Below are 21,070 nucleotides of genomic sequence, written 5' to 3'. Positions count from 1 at the left end.
GGAGTGGGACGGAGCGTTCAGGCTACGTCGGCACCACCCCGCGGGGCTCCTCGGATTTCATGCCTGCCAGCCGGGCCGGCACCTCATCCGCCGACGCGCATACGAGCAGCCGCTCCAGATCGCCGGGACGCAGGAAGCCCTCGTCGCGCGCGTGTGTCAGAAAGGCCAGCAGCGGACGGTAGAAACCGGAGGGGTCCAGGAGCAGACATGGCTTGCGGTGAATGCCCAACTGCGCCCACGACAGCACCTCGAACAGCTCCTCGGCCGTGCCCAGACCGCCCGGCAGCGCCACGAAGGCGTCGCCCAGCTCGGCCATCCGCGCCTTGCGTTCGTGCATGTCCGCGACGACTTCCAGCTCGGTGAGCCCGGCGTGCGTGATCTCGTACGGCAGGAGCACCCGCGGTACGACCCCGGTCACCGCGCCTCCGGCCGCGAGCGCCGCGTCCGCGACCGCGCCCATGAGACCGGTGCGGGCACCGCCGTAGACGAGTCGAAGGCCCGCACCGGCCAGGGCGCGCCCGAGTTCGGTGGCGGTGCGCAGATGACCGGGGAGCCGGCCGGGCGAGGCGCCGCAGAAGACCGTCACGGCGGCCCCGGCGGTCTCTGCGGTCACGCCCACAGCCCGTACCCCCTGGTCAGGATGTGGTGCGGGTCGTACCGGTCCTTGGCGCGGACCAGCTCGGGCCAGTCGGAGCCGAAGTGCGAGCGCCAGTCGGCGGGTGTCATCGGCAGGGCGGCGACCGGGTGGAGGACCCCGCCGACGGTCCTGGACCGCTCGTACAGCCTCCGGTTGGCCGCCACCAGGCGACGTACGACGTCCGGCCGGTCGGGTGGCGCCGTGCGCATCAGGGAGAGCAGGCACAGGAGTTCGCCGGGGGGCCTGCGCATCAGCGGGGCGTGCAGGGTCCGGTCGGCCAGGGGACGGAGTTGGACCGTGCCGCAGGTGCGCAGGCCGCGCTGGGCGTCCTCGGTCAGCAGCGCCGGGACGAAGGAGGCCACGGCCTGCTCGGGGAGCAGCAGCGTGAGCCACGGGTGCGGGCGGTGCCACTCGCCCGTGGCGCGCAGGAGACGCTCGTCGCGGTCGAGGCGGTGCAGGTACTCCGCGTAGGACAGGTCGGCGATCTCCTCGGTGTCCCGGTCGTGGTCCAGGTCGCCGATCAACAGCTCGTCGTCGGCGGGTGGTTGACGGAAGCACGGCTGCTCGGTGTACGGCGCCACCGCCTCGATCATGTACTGCCAGCCACCGCCGAGCACCGGACGCGCCTGCCCCGTGACATGGCTGAAGCGGGTGTCGCGGGCCAGCCGCCGCTGGTCGGTGACGTAGGTGCCGGGGGAGTGGTGGTAGAGGCGGTAGCGGCGCACAAGGGTCGGGGCGGGCACGAGGGCGAGCGTGGCGCCGACGATCAGCGCGCACTGGCCGAGTCCCGCCAGGACGGCGCGGAACAGCTCCGGACGCCGGTCGGGCGAGCAGGTCAGATGCTCGCCGGTGCCCGTGACGACCTCCACCTCGCGCACCTGGTCGGCGACCAGACCGTGCCGGTGGCTGGAGCCGCCGAGGCCGCCGGTGCTCAGCACCCCGCCGACACTGCCGCCGAGGTGGTCGGGCAGCACCGGGGGCGTGAGTCCCTCGGCGAGCGCGGCCCGCACGACATCGCGCCACGATGCGCCGGCCCCGGCGGTCAGCGTCCGCTCACCCGGCGTGCAGCGCACCTCGTTCAGCGCGGCCATGTCGACGACGTAGCCGCCGTGCGCCTGCCCCTGTCCGTACAGTGCCTGTCCGCCGCCGCGGGCGGAGACCGGTAACCCGTGCGGACCGGCGAAGCGGAGGAGTTCCTGTACGGCGGCGGCGGACGGCGCCGCGAGGACGCCGAGCGGACGCGAGTCGACGATGTGGCCGAAATCGACGGCCGCCTCCTTCACATCCGGAGTTGCATTCATGCTGCACGCTCCAGGACGTCGAGGCCGAAATCAGATTCCGGCACCATGCCTTCGAAGATTTCTCCGAACACCCGATACTGGAGGAAACCGTGCTCCGCGTGCCGTTCGGCGATGAGCCCGGCGATACGATTCAGGACACGCTCGGGGATGACCTGCTCGCCGATACTCTCCACGTCGAGTGAATATTTCGCGCAGCATTCGAGGACGGCCTCGAATCCGTTCACGGAGGCCGCGAGCAACCGTCGGCGGGGATCGCACCAGAGCGCGGCCAGTTCCTGGAGGAGGCCGGGGCCGCAGACGCCCGGGGTGAGCATCTCGTGGGCCCGGCTGGTCAGGGTGGCGAGGTACTTCTCGCGCGTCGGCAGGGGGAGGAGACGGACCGTCAGCCGCCAGGTCAGGTCCGCCCGGCGCGCGCACAGCTCCCGCAGCAGCGAGATCGAGCCACCCTCGACGATCACGAGCGGGTGCCTGGAGGCGAGCCGCTCCACCAGCGCGATCAGCGCGTCCGTCGCCTCGGCCGCGGGCAGGTCGCCGTCGGCGAAGGTCCGGTCGCCGAGCCAGTGCCGGGACACGCCCGGCACGTCGGCCCCGGCGCGGGCGCTGGTGGTCGCCAGATCGGTGAAGCACTGCAGACGGTCCGCGACGACGATCGGGGCGCCGGTCTCCCGGGCGAGCCCGGTGGCCGCCGCGCTCTTGCCGACCCCGGTCGGCCCCGCGATCAGATGGACGGACGGACGATCCATGGGAGGTGTTTCCTTTTCGGTCATGGCGGGACTCCCCTTCCGCTCGGTGTGCCGGAAAGAACGACTTTCAAGCTACGCACCCGAGCCACACGTGCTCGCCCAGAGGTGCGCCCGGATCAGGCAAAGAGACGGCTATATTCTTGTGGTCCTGTTAAAGCTTCAATCACTCCGCTGTGGAACGGGTAACTCCGGGCAATAAATGGTCTTGTGAGGGGCCGTCAGGTCCATTTCTTAACGAATTCCTGACGTGCCGTGACGACACATGCCGAAATGACCCCGCTCCCAGGAGGATCCCCGATGAACGCCGACATGCTGCTGGCCGCCGCCGAAGCCCTTCCCGGGCCCCGTGGCCACGCGCCCGCGGTTCCCGACACCGTCCTCGTCGGCTATGGCGCGGTCGAGGAGCTGGCCAGGTTCGCGACCGACCCCCGCTGGACCGTGCACGCCCCCGGCCACCCCGCCGAGGTGCGCCGCGCGATCGAGCGCGCCCTGCGCCGTGGCGGCCAGGCGTATGTGCACCTGTCCGGCGTGTCCAACACTGAACCGCGCGGCGTGACCGAGGGCTTCGAGTTGGTCCGCGAAGGGCTCGACGGAGTCGTCGCCGCGGTCGGCGCCACCCTCGACCCCGTCCTGCGTGCCACGGCGGGGCTCGACCTGACCGTGCTCTACGCGGCCACCGTCCGGCCCTTCGACGAGGTCGGGCTGCGTACGGCCGTCCTGGCCGCCGACCATGCCGACGTGGTGCTCGTCGAGCCCGGGCAACCGGGTCTGTCGGCCCGGTACGTCGCCGAGACGCTCGTCCACGTGCCGCACCGGCTGCTCGCCCTGGGCGGCGCGGACGGCCTGGACGAGACCGCACTCGCCCGGGCCGTCCGGGGATTCCTCAGGTGACCGTGGGCCGCCCCCGCTGAGCCAGGGCGGCGAGGGTCGCCTCCAGGTCGGCGGGGCGCGGGCGGTTGTGCGGCAGCTTCGCCAGCAGCGCGGCCATGCCGCAGGTGTCGGTGACGGCCGAGAACACCAGGCCGCCCGCGACCCCCGCGGAGAGCAACTGCCAGGCAGGGTGCAGGAGTCCGAGGGCGAGACCTGCCAGGACGATCGTGCCCGCGGTGAAGCGGACCTGGCGCTCCATGGCCCACGCGGCGCGGGTGCCCGACGCCGGCCGGTGCAGCTCGTGCCCACGCCCCGCCCAGCCCTGGGTGCCGCCCGCCAGGGTCAGCGTCCGGATGCCGTGCCCGGCGAGGACACGGCACGCGTTCTCCGAGCGGGCGCCGGAAGCGCAGACGACCAGCAGCTCGCCGGGCAGCCGCCGGAGCGCGGGCAGGGCCGCCTCGAGCCGGTCCAAGGGGAGGTTGAGGGCCTCGGGCAGATGCCCGGCGGCGTACTCGCCCGGTGTGCGCACGTCGATGACGGTCAGGTCGGGCAGCCGGGTGCGGGCCTCGTCGGCGTCGATGGCGAGGGGGTTGAGCTGTGGGTTCACGGGAGGTGGGATCCTTTCAGGGCGGGTTTCGGGGAGGGTTCGGGGCGGGTTCGAGGGAGGGGGTAAAATACCCCCAAGGGTATATGGAGGAGTGATCGTGGAGCTGCAGTTCGAGGGCGATGACCTCAAGTCGGTGCTGAACCGGCTGCGCCGGGCGCAGGGGCAGATCTCCGGAGTGATCAAGATGATCGAGGAGGGCCGCGACTGCGAGGACGTCGTCACTCAGCTCGCCGCCGCCTCCCGGGCCCTGGACCGGGCCGGCTTCGCGATCATCGCGACCGGGCTGCAGCAGTGCCTCACCGACGCCGACAAGGGTGAGCGGAGCGGCGAGACGACGGCGCAGATGAAGGCGCGGCTGGAGAAGCTGTTCCTGTCGCTGGCGTAGGTGTCGCGGACGTAGGACTCACGGCCGTACGTCTCATGTGATGGCGTCGGCCAGCATGAACAGGGCCACCGCCAGCAGGGCGTATGCGAAGATCCGCCGCAGCGTGCCGCCGTCGACCTTCCCGGCGAGCCGCTTGCCGTCCCAGGCGCCCAGCACCGCGGCCGCGGCGAACGGCGCGACGGCGGTCCAGTCGACGGGTTCGGCCGATCCCGCCCGAGCCACCAGCGCGACCAGTGAGTTGACGGTGATGACCAGCAGACTCGTGCCCACGGCGGCCCGCATGCGCAGCCCCACCACGTTCACCAGCGCCGGTACGGCGAGGAAGCCGCCGCCCACCCCGAGCACCCCGGTCACCGCACCGAGCCCCGCGCCGGCCTGAACGACCCGACCGGTACGCACCGGCACGTCGTCGTGCCGTACGGCGGCCGACGGCCGGAGCATGCGCAGCGCGGCGACGGCGGCGACCACCGCGAACGCCCCGGTGAGCAGCCCGGCGGGCAGCCGCCCGGAGACCGCCCCGCCGACCGCCGCGGGCACCAGGCCCGCCGCCGCGAACAGCGCCCCGGCGCGCCAGCGCACGGTGCCGTCGCGGGCGTGCGCGCCCAGCGCGGTGACGGAGGTGACGGCGACGACGACCAGACTCGCGGTGGCCGCCGCGGCCGGCGTGAAGCCCAGCAGATACATCAACGCGGGCACGGCCAGCACACTGCCCCCACCTCCCAACGCCCCGAGCGCGAGCCCGGTGACGGCACCGGCGAGCAGTCCGAGGACGAGGGCGCTCACCTGGACCGGCCGCAGCTGCCCGCCCCCGGCTCGGCCACCACGGGAAGCCCCGCCTCGACCCAAGCCCCCATGCCTCCGATGACGTCCACGGCATCGGTGCCGCGCGCCGCGAGGAGGGCCGTGGCCTCCCGGGAACGTTTCCCCGAGCGGCAGATCGCGACGACCGAGCGGCCCCGCGCGGCAGGCGGAAGCAGCTCACCGGACGTCAGGGACGACAGCGGCGCGAGGACGGCGCCCGGAGCGTGTCCCGTGGCCCATTCGGCGGGCTCGCGCACGTCCACGAGGACGGCGTCCGCGCCCGCCCGCTCAAGGGCCTCGGCCGGGGTGATGCGCGCCATGGGGAGCCCGGCGCCGCGTGCCGCCGCGAACCCGTCGTCGACGGCGACGACATCGCGGCCCGCCGCGTCGAGCAGCGAGGCGGCGATGGCGGCGCGCATACCGCCGGCGCAGTGCACCCACACCGTGCCGTCGGGTATCCCCGCGAGGCGGTCGCGCAGTCGGTGCAGCGGAATGTGCACCGAGCCCCTGATGTGACCGGCCTCGCGCTCGGCGTCGCGCCGTACGTCCAGGACCACGACGCCGTCCCGCGCGGCCCGTTCGGCGGCGGCCAGGTCGGCGAAGGTGCCGCGCGGGAAGGAGCGGGGCCGCTCGCCCTGCCGGGTCCAGTCGGCGGGGGCGCCGGTCGCCGCGGCGGTCGGCCGGTCGATGCCGACCCGGACGAGTTCCCGCTGGGCGTCGGCCAGTTGGGCCGGGCTCTCGGCGAGCAGCGTGACCGGCTTGCCCCACGGCAGCAGCCAGGCCAGATACGTGGCGAGCTGCCCCTCCGCCTCGAAGTTGAGCGACCCGGCGACATGCCCCTCGGCGAACGCGACCCGGCCCCGCAGATCCACCACCCACTCCCCGGCGGCCAGCCGCGCCGCGATCTCCTCGGCGTCGGCCGTGCGCGGCGGGGTCAGGTCCACCGGCGCCGGACCCGCCGCGTTCGCCGGACCCATGTGCGCGTAGTACGCCGGTACGTCGTCCAGCCCGGCGAGCAGGTCCGCGACGAACGCGTCGACGTCCTTCACCAGGGCGTCGTTCACGGCACGCTCCCGCCCGATGGTCGTCTCCGTCCCGCCGGCCCCCTGCGTGGCGGCGCAGAAGCTGCCGAAGCCGTGCGTCGGCAGCACCGCCGTCTCGTCCGGCAACTCGGCGGCCAGCCGGTGCGCGGAGTCGTACTGCGCCCGCGCCAGCCGCCCCGTCAGCCGCGGCTCGACGAGGTCGGGCCGCCCCACCGTGCCGATCAGCAGCGAACCGCCGGTGAAGACGGCCACCGCGTGTCCGGACTCCTCCAGCACGTAGGAGGTGTGATGCGGGGTGTGCCCGGGAGTGGCCAGGGCGCGCAGCACCAGGCCGTCCCCGAGGTCCGTACGGTCCCCGTCGGCGACCGGCACCCGCTCGTACCCGACCCGTGCCGCGGCCGGCACCAGGTACGCGGCACCGGTGAGCCGGGCCAGCTCCAGTCCGCCGGTCACGTAGTCGTTGTGGACGTGGGTCTCGGCGACATGCGTGATGCGCACGCCCCGCCGGGCGGCGGCCGTGATCACCCGGTCGATGTCCCTGGGCGGATCGACGACCACGGCGCAGTGCGCACCGCCTGCCAGATAGCCGCGGTTGCCGAGTCCCGGCACGTCGATGGTGTCGACGAAGTACACGGCGGTACTCCTCTCCTCGTCTCTTCGCGAAACCCCATGCATTACCCCCGGGGGTATATGGCCACGATAGCAAAGGTACCCCCGGGGGTATTTTCGGGTCTGGCCGGAAGCCGATGTGAAGGGCTTCGCCGCGTGCCTTTACCGATCAGTCACAACTAGGGTCGGCAGTGGACGGAGAGCGACTGGGGAAGGTGAAGCACCATGGCGCAGGAAGTACGCGGCGTGATCGCGGGCGGCAAGGACGAGCCGGTGCGGGTGGAGACGATCGTCGTGCCCGATCCGGGGCCGGGCGAGGCCGTCGTACGGATCCAGGCCTGCGGGGTCTGCCACACCGACCTGCACTACAAGCAGGGCGGCATCAGCGACGACTTCCCCTTCCTGCTGGGGCACGAGGCGGCCGGCGTGGTGGAGGAGGTCGGCGACGGCGTCACGGACGTCGCACCCGGTGACTTCGTGATCCTCAACTGGCGTGCGGTGTGCGGGAACTGTCGCGCCTGTCAGCGCGGCCGCCCCTGGTACTGCTTCGACACGCACAACGCCACGCAGAAGATGACCCTCGCCGCCACCGGCCAGGAGCTCTCCCCGGCGCTCGGTATCGGCGCCTTCGCCGAGAAGACGCTCGTCGCGGCGGGACAGTGCACCAAGGTCGACCCCTCGGTCGCCCCGGCGGTGGCCGGACTGCTGGGCTGCGGGGTGATGGCGGGCATCGGCGCCGCCATCAACACCGGGAACGTCGGCCGGGGCGACTCGGTCGCCGTCATCGGCTGCGGCGGCGTCGGCGACGCGGCCATCGCCGGGTCGAACCTGGCCGGCGCCGCGAAGATCATCGCCGTGGACATCGACGACCGGAAGCTGGAGAAGGCCCGCTCGATGGGCGCCACGCACACGGTCAACTCCCGTGACACCGACCCGGTCGAGGCGATCCGCGCGCTGACCGGCGGCAACGGCGCCGATGTCGTCATCGAGGCGGTCGGCCGCCCCGAGACGTACAAGCAGGCCTTCTACGCCCGCGACCTCGCCGGCACCGTCGTCCTGGTCGGCGTACCGACCCCGGAGATGAAGCTCGAACTGCCGCTGCTGGACGTCTTCGGCCGCGGCGGGTCCCTGAAGTCCTCCTGGTACGGCGACTGCCTGCCCTCCCGCGACTTCCCGATGCTGATCGACCTGCATCTGCAAGGCCGCCTGGACCTGGGGGCGTTCGTCACCGAGACGATTGAACTCGGCGACGTGGAGAAGGCCTTCGAGCGCATGCACCACGGCGACGTCCTGCGTTCGGTGGTGGTGTTCTGATGGCCGCCCGGATCGAACGCCTCGTCACCTCGGGCCAGTTCAGCCTCGACGGCGGCACCTGGGACGTCGACAACAACGTGTGGCTCGTCGGCGACGACCACGAGGTGGTCGTCATCGACGCCGCCCACGACGCCGACGCCATCGCCGAGGCCGTCGGCGACCGGCGCCTCACCGCGATCGTCTGCACCCACGCCCACAACGACCACATCGACGCCGCGCCCGCCCTGGCCGACCGCACCGGCGCCACGATCTGGCTCCACCCCGACGACCTGCCGCTGTGGAAGCAGACCCATCCGGACCGCGACCCCGACGCCCATCTCCTGGACGGGCAGATCATCGAGGCCGCCGGCGCCGACCTGACCGTCCTGCACACCCCGGGCCACGCGCCCGGCGCGGTGTGCCTGCACGATCCGGGCCTGGGCGTCGTCTTCACCGGAGACACCCTCTTCCAGGGCGGCCCCGGTGCCACCGGCCGCTCCTACTCCCACTTCCCGACGATCATCGACTCGATCCGCGCCCGGCTGCTCGCGCTTCCGCCCGAGACGAAGGTGCTCACCGGGCACGGCGACCCGACGACCATCGGAGCCGAGGCGCCGCACCTGGAGGAGTGGATCGCACGCGGCCACTGAGTGCAGACCTACGACGCTCCCGACGCGAAGCCGCGCCCGGCCGGGTGACCCTCCCGTAAAAGCCGACACCCGCCGGCAAAAGGCGACAGAAGATGTCCGGCTTACCCGGCACCCTCAAGAGCGACAGCGCTCGCACAGGGTCGGGAGGCCGGACATGTCACAACCGTTGAAGGACAAGGTCGCGCTGGTCGCCGGGGCGACACGGGGAGCCGGACGCGGCATCGCCGTGGAACTCGGTGCCGCCGGCGCCACCGTCTACGTGACCGGACGCAGCACACGCGGCCGGCGCTCGGAGTACGACCGTCCCGAGACGATCGAGGACACCGCCGACCTGGTCACCGAGGCGGGCGGCACCGGCATCGCCGTACCCACCGACCACCTCGACCCGACGCAGGTCCGCGCCCTCGTGGACCGCATCGCGGACGAGCAGGGCCGCCTCGACGTCCTCGTCAACGACGTCTGGGGCGGCGAGAAGCTCTTCGCCTGGGACAGCCCCGTCTGGGAGCACGACCTCGACAAGGGCCTCAGGCTGCTCCGGCTCGCCGTCGAGACGCACGCGATCACCAGCCACCACGCCCTGCCCCTGCTCCTGCGCCACCCCGGCGGACTGGTCGTCGAGATGACCGACGGCACCGCGGAGTACAACCGCGACCACTACCGGAACTCCTTCTTCTACGACCTCGCCAAGGCGTCCGTCCTGCGTATGGCCTTCTCCCTCGGCCACGAACTCGGACCACGCGGCGCCACCGCCGTCGCCCTGACCCCGGGCTGGCTGCGCTCGGAGATGATGCTCGACGCCTTCGGGGTGCGGGAGGACAACTGGCGCGACGCCCTCGAACGCGTCCCGCACTTCGCCATCTCCGAGACCCCGCGCTACGTGGGCCGCGCCGTCGCCGCCCTCGCCGCCGACCCCGACGTGGCCCGCTGGAACGGGGAGTCCCTCTCGGGCGGTCAGCTCGCGCAGGTCTACGGCTTCACGGACCTCGACGGCAGCCGCCCCGACGCCTGGCGGTACCTGGTCGAGGTCCAGGACGCGGGGAAGCCGGCGGACACCGTCGGCTACCGCTGAGACGAGGTGGGCAGCGGGGGTGGGGACCAGCGCGCGGAGTGGCCGGGCGGCAGGGCCAGATCGTCGCGTACAGCGGTGTAGTAGCCGTCGCGGCTGGCCCTCTGCTGTTCCAGCAGCACGTGCCAGGCGGCCGGATCACGGGCGTCCTGCCGAACGAACTGCTCCATGTCGATGAGCGTCAGTACCCAGCTCCGCGCTCTCTCCACCACCTGCGGGCTGCCCAGGAGCAGCAGCGCCTCCCAGGCCGGATCCTGTGCGGCCATGGCCTCGGCGAACAGCGGCTCCGCCTCCTGCAGGGTCAGGGGATGCGGGTGCGGGTCGTTGTCGAGGTGGGCGGAGACCTGGTAGGTGAGAGTGACCGACTTCTTGAGCGCCTGCGCATAGTCGACGTACGCCGCCAAGCGCCGTTCCTCCCAACGGGCCGCCCGCTCCCGCCGGAACCTCGCCTGGTCGCCCCGCACGACCACCACGTACGAGCCGATCGCGCCGATCAAGACGCCGATGAGCGCGGGGAGTTGCTGTAGGAACGCTGACATGGACGCACGCTACTGCCCGGATGATCCTCCCGGCACTACGGTCGCTCCATGACGGACACGACGCGCTTCGCAGGTCATGGAGTCCTGATCACCGGCGCTGCCCGCGGCATCGGCGCGGCCACCGCACGCCGGTTCGCCGAGGAGGGGGCGCGCGTCCTGGTGACCGACCGGGACGGACCCGAGGCCGGGACAACCGCGTCGACGCTGCGCGGCCTGGGCCTCACGGTGGAGGCGCTGGCCTGCGACGTCGCCGACCGGGCCTCCGTCGAGGCGGCCGTCGCGCACGCGGTCGAGGGTTTCGGCTCGCTCGACGTCCTCGTCAACAGCGCGGCCTCCTGCACTCCCGACACCGACCTCTTCGAGGACGGCCCGGACGAGGCCTGGGCCCGCGACCTCGACATCACCCTGACCGGCCCCTACCGCTGCTGCCGCGCCGCCCTCCCGCACCTGGCCGCCACAGGCCGCGGCGCCATCGTGAACATCGGCTCCGTCAACGGTCTCCAGGACTTCGGCAACCACGGCTACAGCGCCGCCAAGGCCGGCCTCGGCTCCCTCACCCGCACCCTCGCTGGCCACGCGGCCCCCCGAGGAGTCCGCGTCAACCTGGTGGTGCCGGGCACGGTGCGCACCTCCGCCTGGGAGGGACGGGACGGGGATCTCGACGCCGTCCGCGTGCTCTACCCTCTGGGCCGGGTCGGCGAACCCGAGGACATCGCCGCCGCGGTCGCCTTCCTGGCGTCGCGGGACGCGGCCTGGATCACCGGCACCACTCTCACCGTCGACGGCGGGCTCACCGCGGTCAACACCGGATTCCAGGCGGCGGTCCGGCGCCCGGACGACACCTGAGGCACGCCCGGCTCACCGAGTGGGCCACGCCACATTCCGCGCCCCGCTGCCTGGCCAAATTTCACCGTTTGGTCACAGCCCGGCCCGGGCCACAACCGACACCCCCGCACACCGGTCTACCAGGCAGAAGTCCACAGGAACACGCAAGGGAGAGGCCCGGCCATGGGGGACATACGCAGACGGCGCGCCGTCGCACTCGGCATCACCGGCGGACTCGTCGCACCGCTCGCGCTCACGCTCGCCGCCGCTCCGGCGCAGGCGGCCCCGAGCTGCACGACCCAGACCGGCCCCTATCAGAAGCAGGTCGAGAAGTTTCTCGGCCGACCGGTCGACGGCAAACAGTCCACCACCGACTGCAAGGCCATCCAGGCCTTCCAGACCAAGCACGGCATCTCCCCGAACGCCGGCTACGCGGGACCCGTCACCTGGGGCGTGATGGACCTCATGAACAAGCAGAAGGCCGTCGGCAACAACCCCAACAAGGACGGCAAGTGCCCCGTCAACAAGGGCCGCATCGCCTGCGTGAACCTCACGCTCCAGCTGAGCTGGATCCAGGACGGCAAGAACCTCGTGTACGGCCCTGTCCCGGTCCGCACCGGCCGCAACGGCTACGAGACGCGCACCGGCCTGAAGAAGATCTACTGGCGCAATATCGACCACGTGTCGAGCATCTACAACGTGCCCATGCCCTACGCCCAGTTCTTCGACGGCGGCCAGGCCTTCCACTCGGTCGGCGTCAGCATGTGGAACCCGCCCGGCTCGCACGGCTGCGTCAACATGACCAAGACCGACGCCAAGAAGTACTGGTCGCTGCTGAAGAACGGCGACGACGTCTACGTGTACGGCCGCAAGCCGGGCACCTGAGTCAGGACAGGCACCCGGCTCGCGGGTCGATGTCGGGGAAACGTCACGCCTCGGGCGCGTCCCCGAAGTCCGGGATCTCCAGCCTGACCCCGCCCTGCCGCGCCGACTCGTGCGCGACGATGCCCGGCAGGGTGTAGCGGGCCGCCACCCACGCGTTCACGGACGGCAGGGTGCGGGTGTTGACCGCGGTCACGAAGTCGTCGACCAGGAAGTGGTGGCTGCCCTCGTGACCGTTGTGCAGGTTGTCGAACTCCCGCGGCAGCCGCGCCCGGTCGTGCACCGGCGCCGAACCCGAGGTGAAGGCCGCCCGCAGATCCGGCGCGATGTGCTGAAGTGACGGATCGTCAGGAGCCATGGTGGGCTTGGGCTCCAGCAGCTCGCTGATGTCCTTGACGCCCTTCTTGTCCTGCCACAGGGCCACGGTGGCGAGCTGCTCCATGCTCGCCTCGGTGCCGAAGAACCGGAAACGCGACTCCCGTATGTGGGAGGGGTATCCGACCCGCCGGAACTCGTTCGTACGGAACGAGCCGCCGCCCGCGACCTCGAACAACGCGGTCGCGTTGGACACGTCGTTGCCGAACTGGCTGACGTCCTTGTCGAAGACGCCGTCGCCCCGGTCGTCCACGACCCCGATCGCCGAGACACTGACGGCGTGCGTCTGCCAGGCCCCCAGCACACCGCCCACGGCGTGCGTCGGGTACAGCAGCGGGGGATAGGAGGCGGTGGCCTTCCAGTTCTCGCCGCCGCTGTACTGGTACGCCTCGTAGAACCCCAGATCCATGTCGTGGACGTAGTCGCCCTCGGCATAGAAGAGCCGCCCGAAGGCGCTCTCGGCGATCTGGTTGCGGGCGTGCACGGTCGCCGGGTTGTACTGACTGGTCTCGCCCATCATGTACGTCAGCCCGGTCGCCTTGACCGCCTCGATGATCGCCGCGATCTCCTCCGCGGTGATCGCCATGGGCACGGCGGAGTAGACGTGCTTGCCCGCGTTCAGGCCCTGGAGCACCAGCGGGCCGTGCGTCCAGCGCTGGGTGAAGATGGCGACCGCGTCGACGGCCTCCGACTCCAGCATGGCCTCGTACGAGGGGAACGTGCCGGTCAGGCCTTCGGCGGCGGCGAGTTGCTCGGCTCGTTCGGGCAGGAGGTCGGTGACGTAGACGTCGGTGACGCCGGGATGGGCCAGGAACAGTTTCGCGAACTGGCCCGAGAACTGGCCGGCGCCGACGATGCCGAGGGAGAACGTCATGGAGTGGATGCCTTTCACTGGCCGAGGATGAGGTTGATCTGGTCGTTGGTGTTGGTCAGCCCGCTCACCGGGGCGTCGTTGGCGAAGACGTCCTGCATCGCGGGGCGCATCAGGGAGTACACGTCCGCCGAGTAGTCGGTGATCGGGAAGGAGAAGGTGGTGGAGTCCTTCTTGTCGGTGACCGGTTCGGTGAAGGCGGACACGTCGATGCCCTTCTTCTTGTACGCCGCCACGGCCGCCTGGGTGCCGTCCGGGGTGGCGGGGAAGACGATGCCGTAGCCGCCGACGGTCTTCTGGCACTCGTCGGAGGCCAGGTACCGCACCCATTTCTTCGCGCCCTCCTTGTTGCGGGCGTTCTTGGTGACGGAGTCGGCGAGGCCGTTCATCATGGTGGCCCGCTTGCCGGTCGGGCCGATCGGCGTGGGTGCGGTGCCGACGTCGAGGCCCTTGGTGCTGTAGTACGTGGAGATCATCCAGGCGCCGTCGAAGGAGGTCGCCGCCTTGCCGGAGGCGAGCTGGGCGTTGGCCGGGTTGGCTCCGTCGGTGTAGTCGGTGAAGGGCGCGAGGTAGCCCTTCTTCGCCAGATCGAAGTACCAGTCGACCGCCGACTGGAAGGTCTCGCTGTCGTACTGGTACTTGGTGCCCCAGCGGGCCTTGTCCGTGTAGTGCCAGCCCGCCGAGGCGGCGAACGGGCTCCAGGTGGTCTGTCCGTCGCTGTCGCCCGCACCGCCCGTCGCCATCCCGTACACCTTGACGTTGTTCTTGTCGAAGCCCTCTTCGTCGCCGCGCTTGCCGTTCTTGTCGACGGTCAGATGCGCGATGGCCTTCTCGAAGGTGCCGCCGTCCTTCGGGTTCCAGGAGAGGGTGTTCAGCTGGTCGGCGGTGAGTCCGGCCTCCTTGACCATCTTCTGGTTGTAGAAGAGGGCGACGGTGTCCCAGTCCTTGGGCGCTCCGTAGCGGTGGCCGTCCTGCCCCGTCCAGTTGGCGGCCAGCCCCGACTGGTAGGCGGAGTCGTCGATGCCCAGGTCGTCCAGCGGTTCGAGCACCTTCAGGTCGGCGAACTGCCCGAACCGCTGGATGTGGTCGGTGAAGACGTCCGGCTCGGTGCCCGCGATGAAGCTCGCGGTGAGCTTGGTCCAGTAGTCGGCCCAGCCCATCTGGGTGATCCTCACCTTCAGACCCGGGTTCTCCTTCTCGAAGCCCTTCGCGCAGGCCTGGTACGCGGGCAGCTGGTTGGCGTCCCACAGCCAGTACGTCACGGTGTTCTTGCCTGCTGACACGGAGTCGCCCTGAGCGCAGCCGGTCACCAGGGACAGCGCGAGAGCCCCGGCCAGTGCGGCGACCATGGGGGTCCCCCCGCGCGAGTTCATTCGAGCGTGGGGGAGCATTCGAATTCCCATCCCTGTCCCCTTACTTGATGCCGGTGAAGCTGATGGAGCTGACGATGCGGCGTGCGAAGACGGCGAAGAGCGCGAGCATCGGGAGAGCGGCGATGAGCGTGGCCGCCATCAGGCCGGACCAGTCGTAGCCGGACTGCGGGGTCTGTGCCCGGAACATGGCCAGCGCCACCGTGAGCACCCGCGAACTGTCGCTGTACGACACCATCAGCGGCCAGAAGTAGTCGTTCCAGGAGGTGATGTACGTCAGCACGCCCAGGGTGATCACGGGAGTCGACGCCATCGGCAGCATCACCCGGAAGAAGACCCGGATCTTCCCGGCGCCGTCCAGCAGGGCCGCCTCCTCGACCTCCCGGGGCACGTTCATGAAGAACTGCCTGAGGAAGAACACCGCGAACGGCGTCATGAACATCGTGGGCAGGGCGATGCCCAACAGGCTGTCGATGAGCCCGAGTTGCTTGATGAGCACGAAGTTCGGCAGCAGCGTGAAGATCGTGGGGACCATCAGCCCGGCCAGGAACAGCCCGAACACCTTGTCCCGGCCGCGCCACCGCAGCCGGGCGAAGGCGTACGCGGCCATGGCGGAGAAGAAGATCTGACAGCCGGTGATCAGCGTCGACACGACGACCGAATTGATCAGGTAGCGCCAGAACTTGAGCCCGCCGCCCGCGCCGCCCTGGGCGATCGCCTCCTCGGTGGACTGCAGGCCCAGCGCCCGCTCGAAGCCACCGCCGGTCAGGTCGACGGGCAGCGGGTCGCCGGGGTGGGCCGCGAGCGCGGTGTTGGTGGACAGCGCGGTGCGCAGGATCCAGTAGAACGGCAGCAGCGTGACGAGCACGATCGCTGCCATCACCGCCCAGGCCACGATTCGTCCCAGGGAAGGGCGGCGCCTGACGGGTCGTACGCGGGTCTGTGTCGTCGGAGCGGTCACAGTAGCCATGCCGGGGTCTCCCTTCTTCTCAGCCGAGGTCGGTCTGGCCGGCCCGGGTGATCCGGTACTGGATGACGGTGATGGCGCTGAGCACCACCAGCAGGGCGACGGACATGGCGGACGCGTAGCCGAACTGGAAGCGGCCGAAGGCGGCGCCGTAGATGTAGTACTGCAGGACGTTGGTGGCGTTCGCCGGACCGCCCGCGGTCGTCACGGCGACCGTGTCGAACACCTGGAACGAACCGATCACCGTCATGATCAGCACGACCGCCAGGACCGGCCGCAGCAACGGCATCGTGATCCGCCAGAACATCCGCCACTCGCTCGCGCCGTCCACCTTCGCGGCCTCGTACATGTCGTTCGGGATCGCCTGGAGGCCCGCGAAGAGCAGCAGCGCGGTGTATCCCACGTGCCGCCACACGTTGATCAGGGCGATCGTCGGGATCGCCCAGGTCTCGTCGGCCAGGAACGGTATGCGGTCGACCCCGACCGCCGCGATGATCTCGTTGCCGATACCGAGCTGGGTGTCCAGGATCCAGAGCCAGACGATGCCCGCGACGACGTTCGACATCAGATACGGCGTGAGCACGATCCCCCGCAGTACCGCCGACTGCGTCAGTCGCTGGACCAGCACCGCGATGGCGAGCGCCGAGACCGTCTGCACCCCGATGTTGATGACCACGTACTCCACGGTCACCGTCAGCGAGTCCCAGAAGATCGGGTCGTTGACCATCCGCACGTAGTTGTCCAGGCCCACCCACTCCGCCGGCGTGAGCAGGTTGAAGCGGGTGAAGCTCAGGTAGATGCCCCGCAGCGTCGGCCAGAGCAGGAAGACGGCGAAGCCCAGCAGCGCCGGGGCGAGGAACACCGCGGCGAGCCGCCCGTCACCCTGGTTCTCGCGGGGTCCCGCCCGCCGTGTCCTCGACTTGGTCCCCGCCCCCGTGGCGTCGCCCAGTGGCAGACGCGACGGTGGACTGCTGGAGGCGATGGTCATCGGGAGACTCCCTCGTCTTCGGCGGCTCGTCCTCGGTCACTTACTTTTGTCGCGGAAGAATCCAGCCGTCAAGGTGCGCGCGAACATCTTTTCCCGGCCGTGCTGACCGTCTTAGACTGGCCTGGTTGCTTTTGCAGAGAAAGAAATCATGAGGGAAAGAATCCTGTGGGAGCCTGACGACCATGACCCCAGTAGCCGCCAGCTGGCTTCCTCTCAGTCCCGGTGAGCGCTCGGTGGCCATCGAGGTACTCCTCGGCGGCCCCGTGTCGCGCACCGAACTCGCCCGGCGGCTCAACCTGTCCGCGGGCAGCCTCACCCGGCTGACCAAACCGCTGATCGAATCGGGTCTCCTCGTCGAGGTCCCCGAAGCGGGCGCCCCCGCGGAGGTGCGTCAGGGCCGTCCCTCCCAGCCGCTGGACGTCGTCGCCGAATCCCGCTCCTTCATCGGCTTCAAGATCACCGAGGACATGGTCTACGGCGTCGTGACCACCCTCAGGAGCGAGATCGTCGCCCGCTACGACCGCCCTCTCGCCACCCACGACCCCGCCGAAGTCGTGGACCTGCTGGGGGAGATGGCCGATGAACTCGCCGGCAGCCACCCCCGGCTCGCGGGCATCGGCATCGGCGTGGGCGGTCTCGTCGAGGACCGCGCGGTGGTCGGGGAGTCCCCGTTCCTGCAGTGGAGCGACGTCCCGCTGGCCGAGCTGGTCGAGGAGCGGACGGGGCTGCCGGTCGTCGTGGAGAACGACGTGGCCGCGCTCGTCGAGGCCGAGACCTGGTTCGGCGCCGGGCGCGGCCTCGACCGCTTCGTCGTCCTGACCATCGGCGCCGGCATCGGCTACGGCCTGGTGCTGGGCGGCAAGCGGGTGCCGTACGCCGAGGAGGACCGCGGTTTCGGGCGGCACTGGATCGTGAACCCCAACGGACCGCTCACCCCGGACGGGGCGCGGGGCAGCGCCGTCTCGCTGCTGACCATCCCCAACATCCGCTACCAGGTGCAGGCCGCCACCGGCCGTGACCGGACGTACGAGGAGATCCTGGAGCTCGCCGCGGCGGGTGAGGCGATGCCTGCCCGGGTCATCGAAGAGGCGGCCCGCGCGCTCGGCACGCTGGTCGCCCAGATCGGCAACTTCGTGCTGCCGCAGAAGATCCTGCTCGCCGGAGAGGGGGTGGGTCTCATGGACGTCGCCGGCAAGGCCGTGACGGAGGCCATTCGCGCCCAGCGGCATCCGCTCGCGGCACCGATCGACCTGGAGACCAAGGTGTCCGACTTTCACGACTGGGCGCGGGGTGCCGCCGTTCTGGCGATCCAGGTGCTGGTGCTGGGGGCTGCGGACGCCTGAACTCGGCGATGGGCGTTGACAGATGCGCGTGATCAGCAACACGGTCCGATATGTCCGCATTGTGCGATCTAGCTCACAGCGTCTTCACCTCAGGAGCCGTATGCTTCACATCATGTCCATCACCGTTGAATTCGCCTCCGAGCGATCGGCTGACGAGGTCAACGAGGAGATCCGGGCGCTGTGGCGCCGATCGGGCGGGACACTGAGCGTCGAACAGCGCGAGGAGTATCAGCGCCTGGTCCTGGAGTGGGCCGCAGCGGCCCCGCCGTCGGAGAAGGCGGCCTGAGCACTCGCCTCAGCCCAGCCCGAGCACCCTCCTCGACACGCCTCGGCACCCATCGCAGCACCCTCACCGGGCACCCCTGACACCAGGGGTGCCTTTCCCGTATCGCCGAGGTCAGCCCCAGGTCGCCGAGTAGTAGCGCCGGTACCTCTTGCGGTCCTGTTCCGCCCGGATGAACCGGGTCGCCACCAGCGCGACCAGGCTGCCCGCGACGACCAGCAGACCGGGACCGACGTTCTTCGGGTCCGCGAGGCGGGACAGCAGGGTCGAGGCGTCCGTGCCGTTCACCGAGGCCGACGAGCCGGGCGACGCGTCACCGGGCGAGATCCCACTCTGCGTCGCCGACGCGGACGGCGCCGGTGCGGCACCCTGACCCGACCCGTTCTGCGCCGCCACGAGCAGCTTGACGTTCAACGCGGCCAGCGCCTTGGCCACCGGCTGGAAGAACGTCGTACCGCCCGCGTTGCAGTCGCCGCTGCCGCCCGACGTCACGCCCAGCGCGACCCCCTCGGAGAACATCGGACCACCGCTGTCCCCGGGTTCGGCGCACACGTTCGTCTCGATCAGCCCCGTGACCGTCCCCTCGGGGTAGTTGACCGTGGCGTTGAGCGCCGTCACCTCGCCGTCGCGCAGCCCGCTCGTGCTGCCGCTGCGGAACACCCGCTGTCCGACGGCGGGATCGGCCGCGCCGGTGATCCGCACCCCCTTGCCGTCACCGATGGACACGACGTCGGCCCCGGACCCCGCGTCCCCGCCGGTGTACTCCACCAGGGAGAAGTCACCGCCGGGGAAGTTCTGCTGGACCGTCTCCCCGATCTGCCGGCTGCCCTGGTTGTCGGCGAACCACACCGAACCGTTCGGCCCGCAGTGCCCAGCCGTGAGGATGAAGTCGCGCTGCCCGTCGGTGACATTGAAGCCGGCCGAGCAGCGCCCGGCGGTCGACAGCAGCGGCAGCGCGCCATTGAGCCGCGTCGTGAAGGTGCCCTCGGTGCGCTCCATGCGGACGAAGCCCCCGATGTCCTCGGCGACCTGTGTCATCCGGGACCAGTCGGTGGCGGAGACGGTGCTGTCGCCCCGTACGACCACCTGGTTGGAGCGGTAGTCCATGACCCACGCCGTGCCGGCCACCCGGGGTGCCGAACGCAGCGTCGACGTCGCCGACTTCAGGTCGTCCATGCTGTGGTCGACCATCTTCGCTTCGGCACCGGCCTTGCGCACCTCGGCAGCGGCCTCCTCGTCGGTGACCGCGACGACCGGCTTCCCGTCGGCACCGAGCCAGCTGCCCGCCGTACGGGACGCACCAAGCCGCGAGACGAGATCGCTACCGGTGCCGGCGGCCGAAGCCGCGTAGGTGTGTGGGACGGCGGAGGCGTCCGGTGGTTCGCTCGCCACGGCGCGTGTGACCATCGTTCCTCCGAGGAGGAGTCCGCCGACCGCCGCCAGCCGTGTCACTCGCCGGACGAGACGTCGTCGTGCGTGCCTCATGCAGGGCTCCCGAACCAGTACAGCACGGCGTCAACGCCGCGGGGCCCTCCCGTAGTTGAGCACCCTCTCTCCATACGTGGCCGGGCCCGCCCGTGTTCACCGCACGGGGGATCGCTCTTGCTTCGGTTCCCGCCCGAGGAGTGTCCAGCTGCGCTCGTCGCCCCATATGGACGCCGGATCCACGTACGGGCGGAGCAGCGCGGTGAGTGCCGGATCACCGTGTCCGTTCAGCTCGTCGGAGGCGATCTTGCGGGCGATCCCCGCGAGGAAGTCGGCGAGCTGCACCCGTGGATCGAGCACCGAGTGCACCAGCCGCAGCCCGCCGAACCCGATACCGGCCCGCCGGGCCGTTTCCTCGATCCAGGCGATGCGTTCCGGTGTCAGCATGTTCTGCCGGTCGTGGACGAGACGCACGGACCGTCCTCCGGCACTCCAGAGAGCGGCCGTATTCACGATGGCGGGCAGCAGGGGATTCAGGACGGGTATGAGGGTCGGTCCGTCCAGCAGCCGCGCCCGATAGGAATCAGCGCGTGGCCGGGACGCCGCGAGTCGGTCCAGCGTTTCGGCCATTTCCGTACGGCAATCCGCGCGCCGCAGCGCCCGTACCGTGCGGAAGAAGACATCGACGGGTTCATGGGGCTCACCGTCGTTCCTGACGCGCAGCAACTGATTGGCCGCCGTCAGGAAATCCCGCCAGAGCTCTTCGCCGAAATCCCCTCGCCCTGCCCGGTACAGGCCGAGCGCCTCGGTGCCGTCGCCGAGCAGCAGGTCGACGGCCCGGTCCACGACGAAGTACGCCTTCTCGATCAGATGCACCTGGGCGTTTCCATGGATGGGCCCGGCGGGCGCGAGCAGCCATTCCAGCACCGCCCGGTGTTTCTCCCGCAGCAGATGGTTCGCCTTGTACTCCGACGCGGGCGAGCGAATCCGGTCCCGGACCTCCTGCACATATGCGGCGGCCGAATCCACGGGCAGCCGCACACTGGCGTGCGCGAACACATCGGTGTTCCCGCCGGTGAGATTCTCGCCGTCCGACCCCGACTCGTCGCAGGCCACTTCGAGGAATCCGCGGCCCGTCACCGCCCACGCCCCGTTCTCGCCGTTCCCGGCCACCGCACGGCCCCCTATCTTGTGCCC

21 protein-coding genes and 2 pseudogenes are annotated in these 21,070 nt (G+C 70.7%); 9 read left to right on the top strand and 14 right to left on the bottom strand.

Annotated features, from left to right (window positions below; genetic code table 11):
- Positions 1-22 precede the first annotated feature (22 nt).
- Genes ACIA8X_RS35395 through ACIA8X_RS35385 form a run of 3 tightly spaced genes read right to left on the bottom strand, consistent with a single transcriptional unit; the run spans position 23 to position 2,681 of the window.
- A complete protein-coding gene (locus ACIA8X_RS35395) occupies positions 23-613 on the bottom strand; it encodes a TIGR00730 family Rossman fold protein (RefSeq protein ID WP_393446797.1) in 591 nt (196 codons plus the stop codon).
- A complete protein-coding gene (locus ACIA8X_RS35390) occupies positions 610-1,938 on the bottom strand; it encodes an FAD-binding protein (protein WP_399460004.1) in 1,329 nt (442 codons plus the stop codon). Before ACIA8X_RS35390 ends, ACIA8X_RS35395 begins: the two co-directional genes overlap by 4 nt.
- Positions 1,935-2,681, bottom strand: a complete 747-nt coding sequence (locus ACIA8X_RS35385) for an isopentenyl transferase family protein (RefSeq protein WP_393446793.1) — start codon at positions 2,679-2,681, stop codon at positions 1,935-1,937. The genes ACIA8X_RS35390 and ACIA8X_RS35385 overlap by 4 nt, the downstream gene beginning before the upstream one ends.
- A 297-nt stretch (positions 2,682-2,978) precedes the next feature.
- Here ACIA8X_RS35385 and ACIA8X_RS35380 point away from each other — a divergent pair, with 297 nt between their 5' ends.
- Positions 2,979-3,572, top strand: a complete 594-nt coding sequence (locus tag ACIA8X_RS35380; protein ID WP_393446791.1) for a transketolase — start codon at positions 2,979-2,981, stop codon at positions 3,570-3,572.
- Here the strand turns inward: ACIA8X_RS35380 and ACIA8X_RS35375 are convergent.
- Positions 3,565-4,158: a rhodanese-like domain-containing protein gene (locus ACIA8X_RS35375; RefSeq protein ID WP_399460003.1), complete on the bottom strand. Its 594-nt coding sequence runs from the start codon at positions 4,156-4,158 to the stop codon at positions 3,565-3,567. The two genes, ACIA8X_RS35380 and ACIA8X_RS35375, sit on opposite strands and share 8 nt — an antisense overlap.
- 97 nt (positions 4,159-4,255) lie before the next feature.
- Between ACIA8X_RS35375 and ACIA8X_RS35370 the strand changes: the two genes are divergently transcribed.
- A complete protein-coding gene (locus ACIA8X_RS35370; protein ID WP_393446787.1) occupies positions 4,256-4,543 on the top strand; it encodes a metal-sensitive transcriptional regulator in 288 nt (95 codons plus the stop codon).
- Positions 4,544-4,576: 33 nt separating this feature from the next.
- Here ACIA8X_RS35370 and ACIA8X_RS35365 read toward each other — a convergent pair whose 3' ends face one another.
- From ACIA8X_RS35365 to ACIA8X_RS35355, 3 genes and pseudogenes are all read right to left on the bottom strand, one after another.
- Positions 4,577-5,326 carry a sulfite exporter TauE/SafE family protein gene (locus tag ACIA8X_RS35365; RefSeq protein WP_399460002.1) on the bottom strand — a complete coding sequence of 250 codons (750 nt, stop codon included), beginning with the start codon at positions 5,324-5,326 and terminating at the stop codon, positions 4,577-4,579.
- Positions 5,323-5,592: pseudogene (locus ACIA8X_RS35360) on the bottom strand (rhodanese-like domain-containing protein); the annotation flags it as partial. The gene ACIA8X_RS35365 and the pseudogene ACIA8X_RS35360, both read right to left, overlap by 4 nt.
- 75 nt (positions 5,593-5,667) lie before the next feature.
- A pseudogene (locus ACIA8X_RS35355) lies at positions 5,668-7,020 on the bottom strand (rhodanese-like domain-containing protein); the annotation flags it as partial.
- A 201-nt stretch (positions 7,021-7,221) separates the two neighbouring features.
- Here ACIA8X_RS35355 and ACIA8X_RS35350 point away from each other — a divergent pair.
- From ACIA8X_RS35350 to ACIA8X_RS35340, 3 genes are all read left to right on the top strand, one after another.
- The gene (locus tag ACIA8X_RS35350) at positions 7,222-8,310 is read left to right on the top strand and encodes an S-(hydroxymethyl)mycothiol dehydrogenase (RefSeq protein ID WP_393446783.1); all 1,089 of its coding nucleotides are present in this window, start codon (positions 7,222-7,224) and stop codon (positions 8,308-8,310) included.
- A complete protein-coding gene (locus ACIA8X_RS35345) occupies positions 8,310-8,939 on the top strand; it encodes an MBL fold metallo-hydrolase (RefSeq protein ID WP_393446781.1) in 630 nt (209 codons plus the stop codon). Before ACIA8X_RS35350 ends, ACIA8X_RS35345 begins: the two co-directional genes overlap by 1 nt.
- A 154-nt stretch (positions 8,940-9,093) precedes the next feature.
- Positions 9,094-10,008 (top strand): SDR family oxidoreductase, encoded by a 915-nt coding sequence (locus ACIA8X_RS35340; protein ID WP_393446779.1) that lies wholly within the window; start codon positions 9,094-9,096, stop codon positions 10,006-10,008.
- Here ACIA8X_RS35340 and ACIA8X_RS35335 read toward each other — a convergent pair.
- The gene (locus ACIA8X_RS35335; protein ID WP_393446777.1) at positions 9,999-10,544 is read right to left on the bottom strand and encodes a hypothetical protein; all 546 of its coding nucleotides are present in this window, start codon (positions 10,542-10,544) and stop codon (positions 9,999-10,001) included. The genes ACIA8X_RS35340 and ACIA8X_RS35335 overlap by 10 nt on opposite strands.
- Positions 10,545-10,592: 48 nt before the next feature.
- Between ACIA8X_RS35335 and ACIA8X_RS35330 the strand changes: the two genes are divergently transcribed.
- Together ACIA8X_RS35330 and ACIA8X_RS35325 are read left to right on the top strand one after the other, a co-directional pair.
- Complete coding sequence (locus ACIA8X_RS35330) at positions 10,593-11,390, top strand: SDR family NAD(P)-dependent oxidoreductase (protein WP_393446775.1); 798 nt, start codon at positions 10,593-10,595, stop codon at positions 11,388-11,390.
- A 162-nt stretch (positions 11,391-11,552) separates the two neighbouring features.
- A complete protein-coding gene (locus ACIA8X_RS35325; protein WP_393446773.1) occupies positions 11,553-12,254 on the top strand; it encodes a L,D-transpeptidase family protein in 702 nt (233 codons plus the stop codon).
- Between the two features lie 43 nt (positions 12,255-12,297).
- Here the strand turns inward: ACIA8X_RS35325 and ACIA8X_RS35320 are convergent, their stop codons facing one another.
- The 4 genes from ACIA8X_RS35320 to ACIA8X_RS35305 form a co-directional block, all read right to left on the bottom strand.
- Positions 12,298-13,500, bottom strand: a complete 1,203-nt coding sequence (locus tag ACIA8X_RS35320; protein ID WP_393446772.1) for a Gfo/Idh/MocA family protein — start codon at positions 13,498-13,500, stop codon at positions 12,298-12,300.
- Between the two features lie 14 nt (positions 13,501-13,514).
- Positions 13,515-14,846, bottom strand: a complete 1,332-nt coding sequence (locus ACIA8X_RS35315; protein ID WP_393446770.1) for an ABC transporter substrate-binding protein — start codon at positions 14,844-14,846, stop codon at positions 13,515-13,517.
- A 64-nt stretch (positions 14,847-14,910) separates the two neighbouring features.
- Complete coding sequence (locus ACIA8X_RS35310) at positions 14,911-15,837, bottom strand: carbohydrate ABC transporter permease (protein ID WP_393446768.1); 927 nt, start codon at positions 15,835-15,837, stop codon at positions 14,911-14,913.
- A 19-nt stretch (positions 15,838-15,856) separates the two neighbouring features.
- Positions 15,857-16,822 carry a carbohydrate ABC transporter permease gene (locus ACIA8X_RS35305; protein ID WP_393446766.1) on the bottom strand — a complete coding sequence of 322 codons (966 nt, stop codon included), beginning with the start codon at positions 16,820-16,822 and terminating at the stop codon, positions 15,857-15,859.
- Positions 16,823-17,004: 182 nt separating this feature from the next.
- Here ACIA8X_RS35305 and ACIA8X_RS35300 point away from each other — a divergent pair, with 182 nt between their 5' ends.
- Together ACIA8X_RS35300 and ACIA8X_RS35295 are read left to right on the top strand one after the other, a co-directional pair.
- Positions 17,005-18,165, top strand: a complete 1,161-nt coding sequence (locus ACIA8X_RS35300; protein WP_393446764.1) for an ROK family protein — start codon at positions 17,005-17,007, stop codon at positions 18,163-18,165.
- 100 nt (positions 18,166-18,265) lie between these two features.
- The gene (locus tag ACIA8X_RS35295) at positions 18,266-18,451 is read left to right on the top strand and encodes a hypothetical protein (RefSeq protein ID WP_393446762.1); all 186 of its coding nucleotides are present in this window, start codon (positions 18,266-18,268) and stop codon (positions 18,449-18,451) included.
- Between the two features lie 111 nt (positions 18,452-18,562).
- On the opposite strand, the gene ACIA8X_RS35290 is transcribed toward ACIA8X_RS35295, so the two are convergent.
- Positions 18,563-19,933 carry a S1 family peptidase gene (locus ACIA8X_RS35290; protein WP_393446760.1) on the bottom strand — a complete coding sequence of 457 codons (1,371 nt, stop codon included), beginning with the start codon at positions 19,931-19,933 and terminating at the stop codon, positions 18,563-18,565.
- A 96-nt stretch (positions 19,934-20,029) separates the two neighbouring features.
- Complete coding sequence (locus ACIA8X_RS35285; RefSeq protein WP_393447340.1) at positions 20,030-21,046, bottom strand: hypothetical protein; 1,017 nt, start codon at positions 21,044-21,046, stop codon at positions 20,030-20,032.
- Positions 21,047-21,070: the final 24 nt, after the last annotated feature.

Origin of the sequence: Streptomyces sp. NPDC051738 (genome assembly GCF_044453205.1) — a bacterium.
Lineage (GTDB): Bacteria > Actinomycetota > Actinomycetes > Streptomycetales > Streptomycetaceae > Streptomyces.
This window is presented reverse-complemented; position numbering and strand designations above follow the sequence as displayed.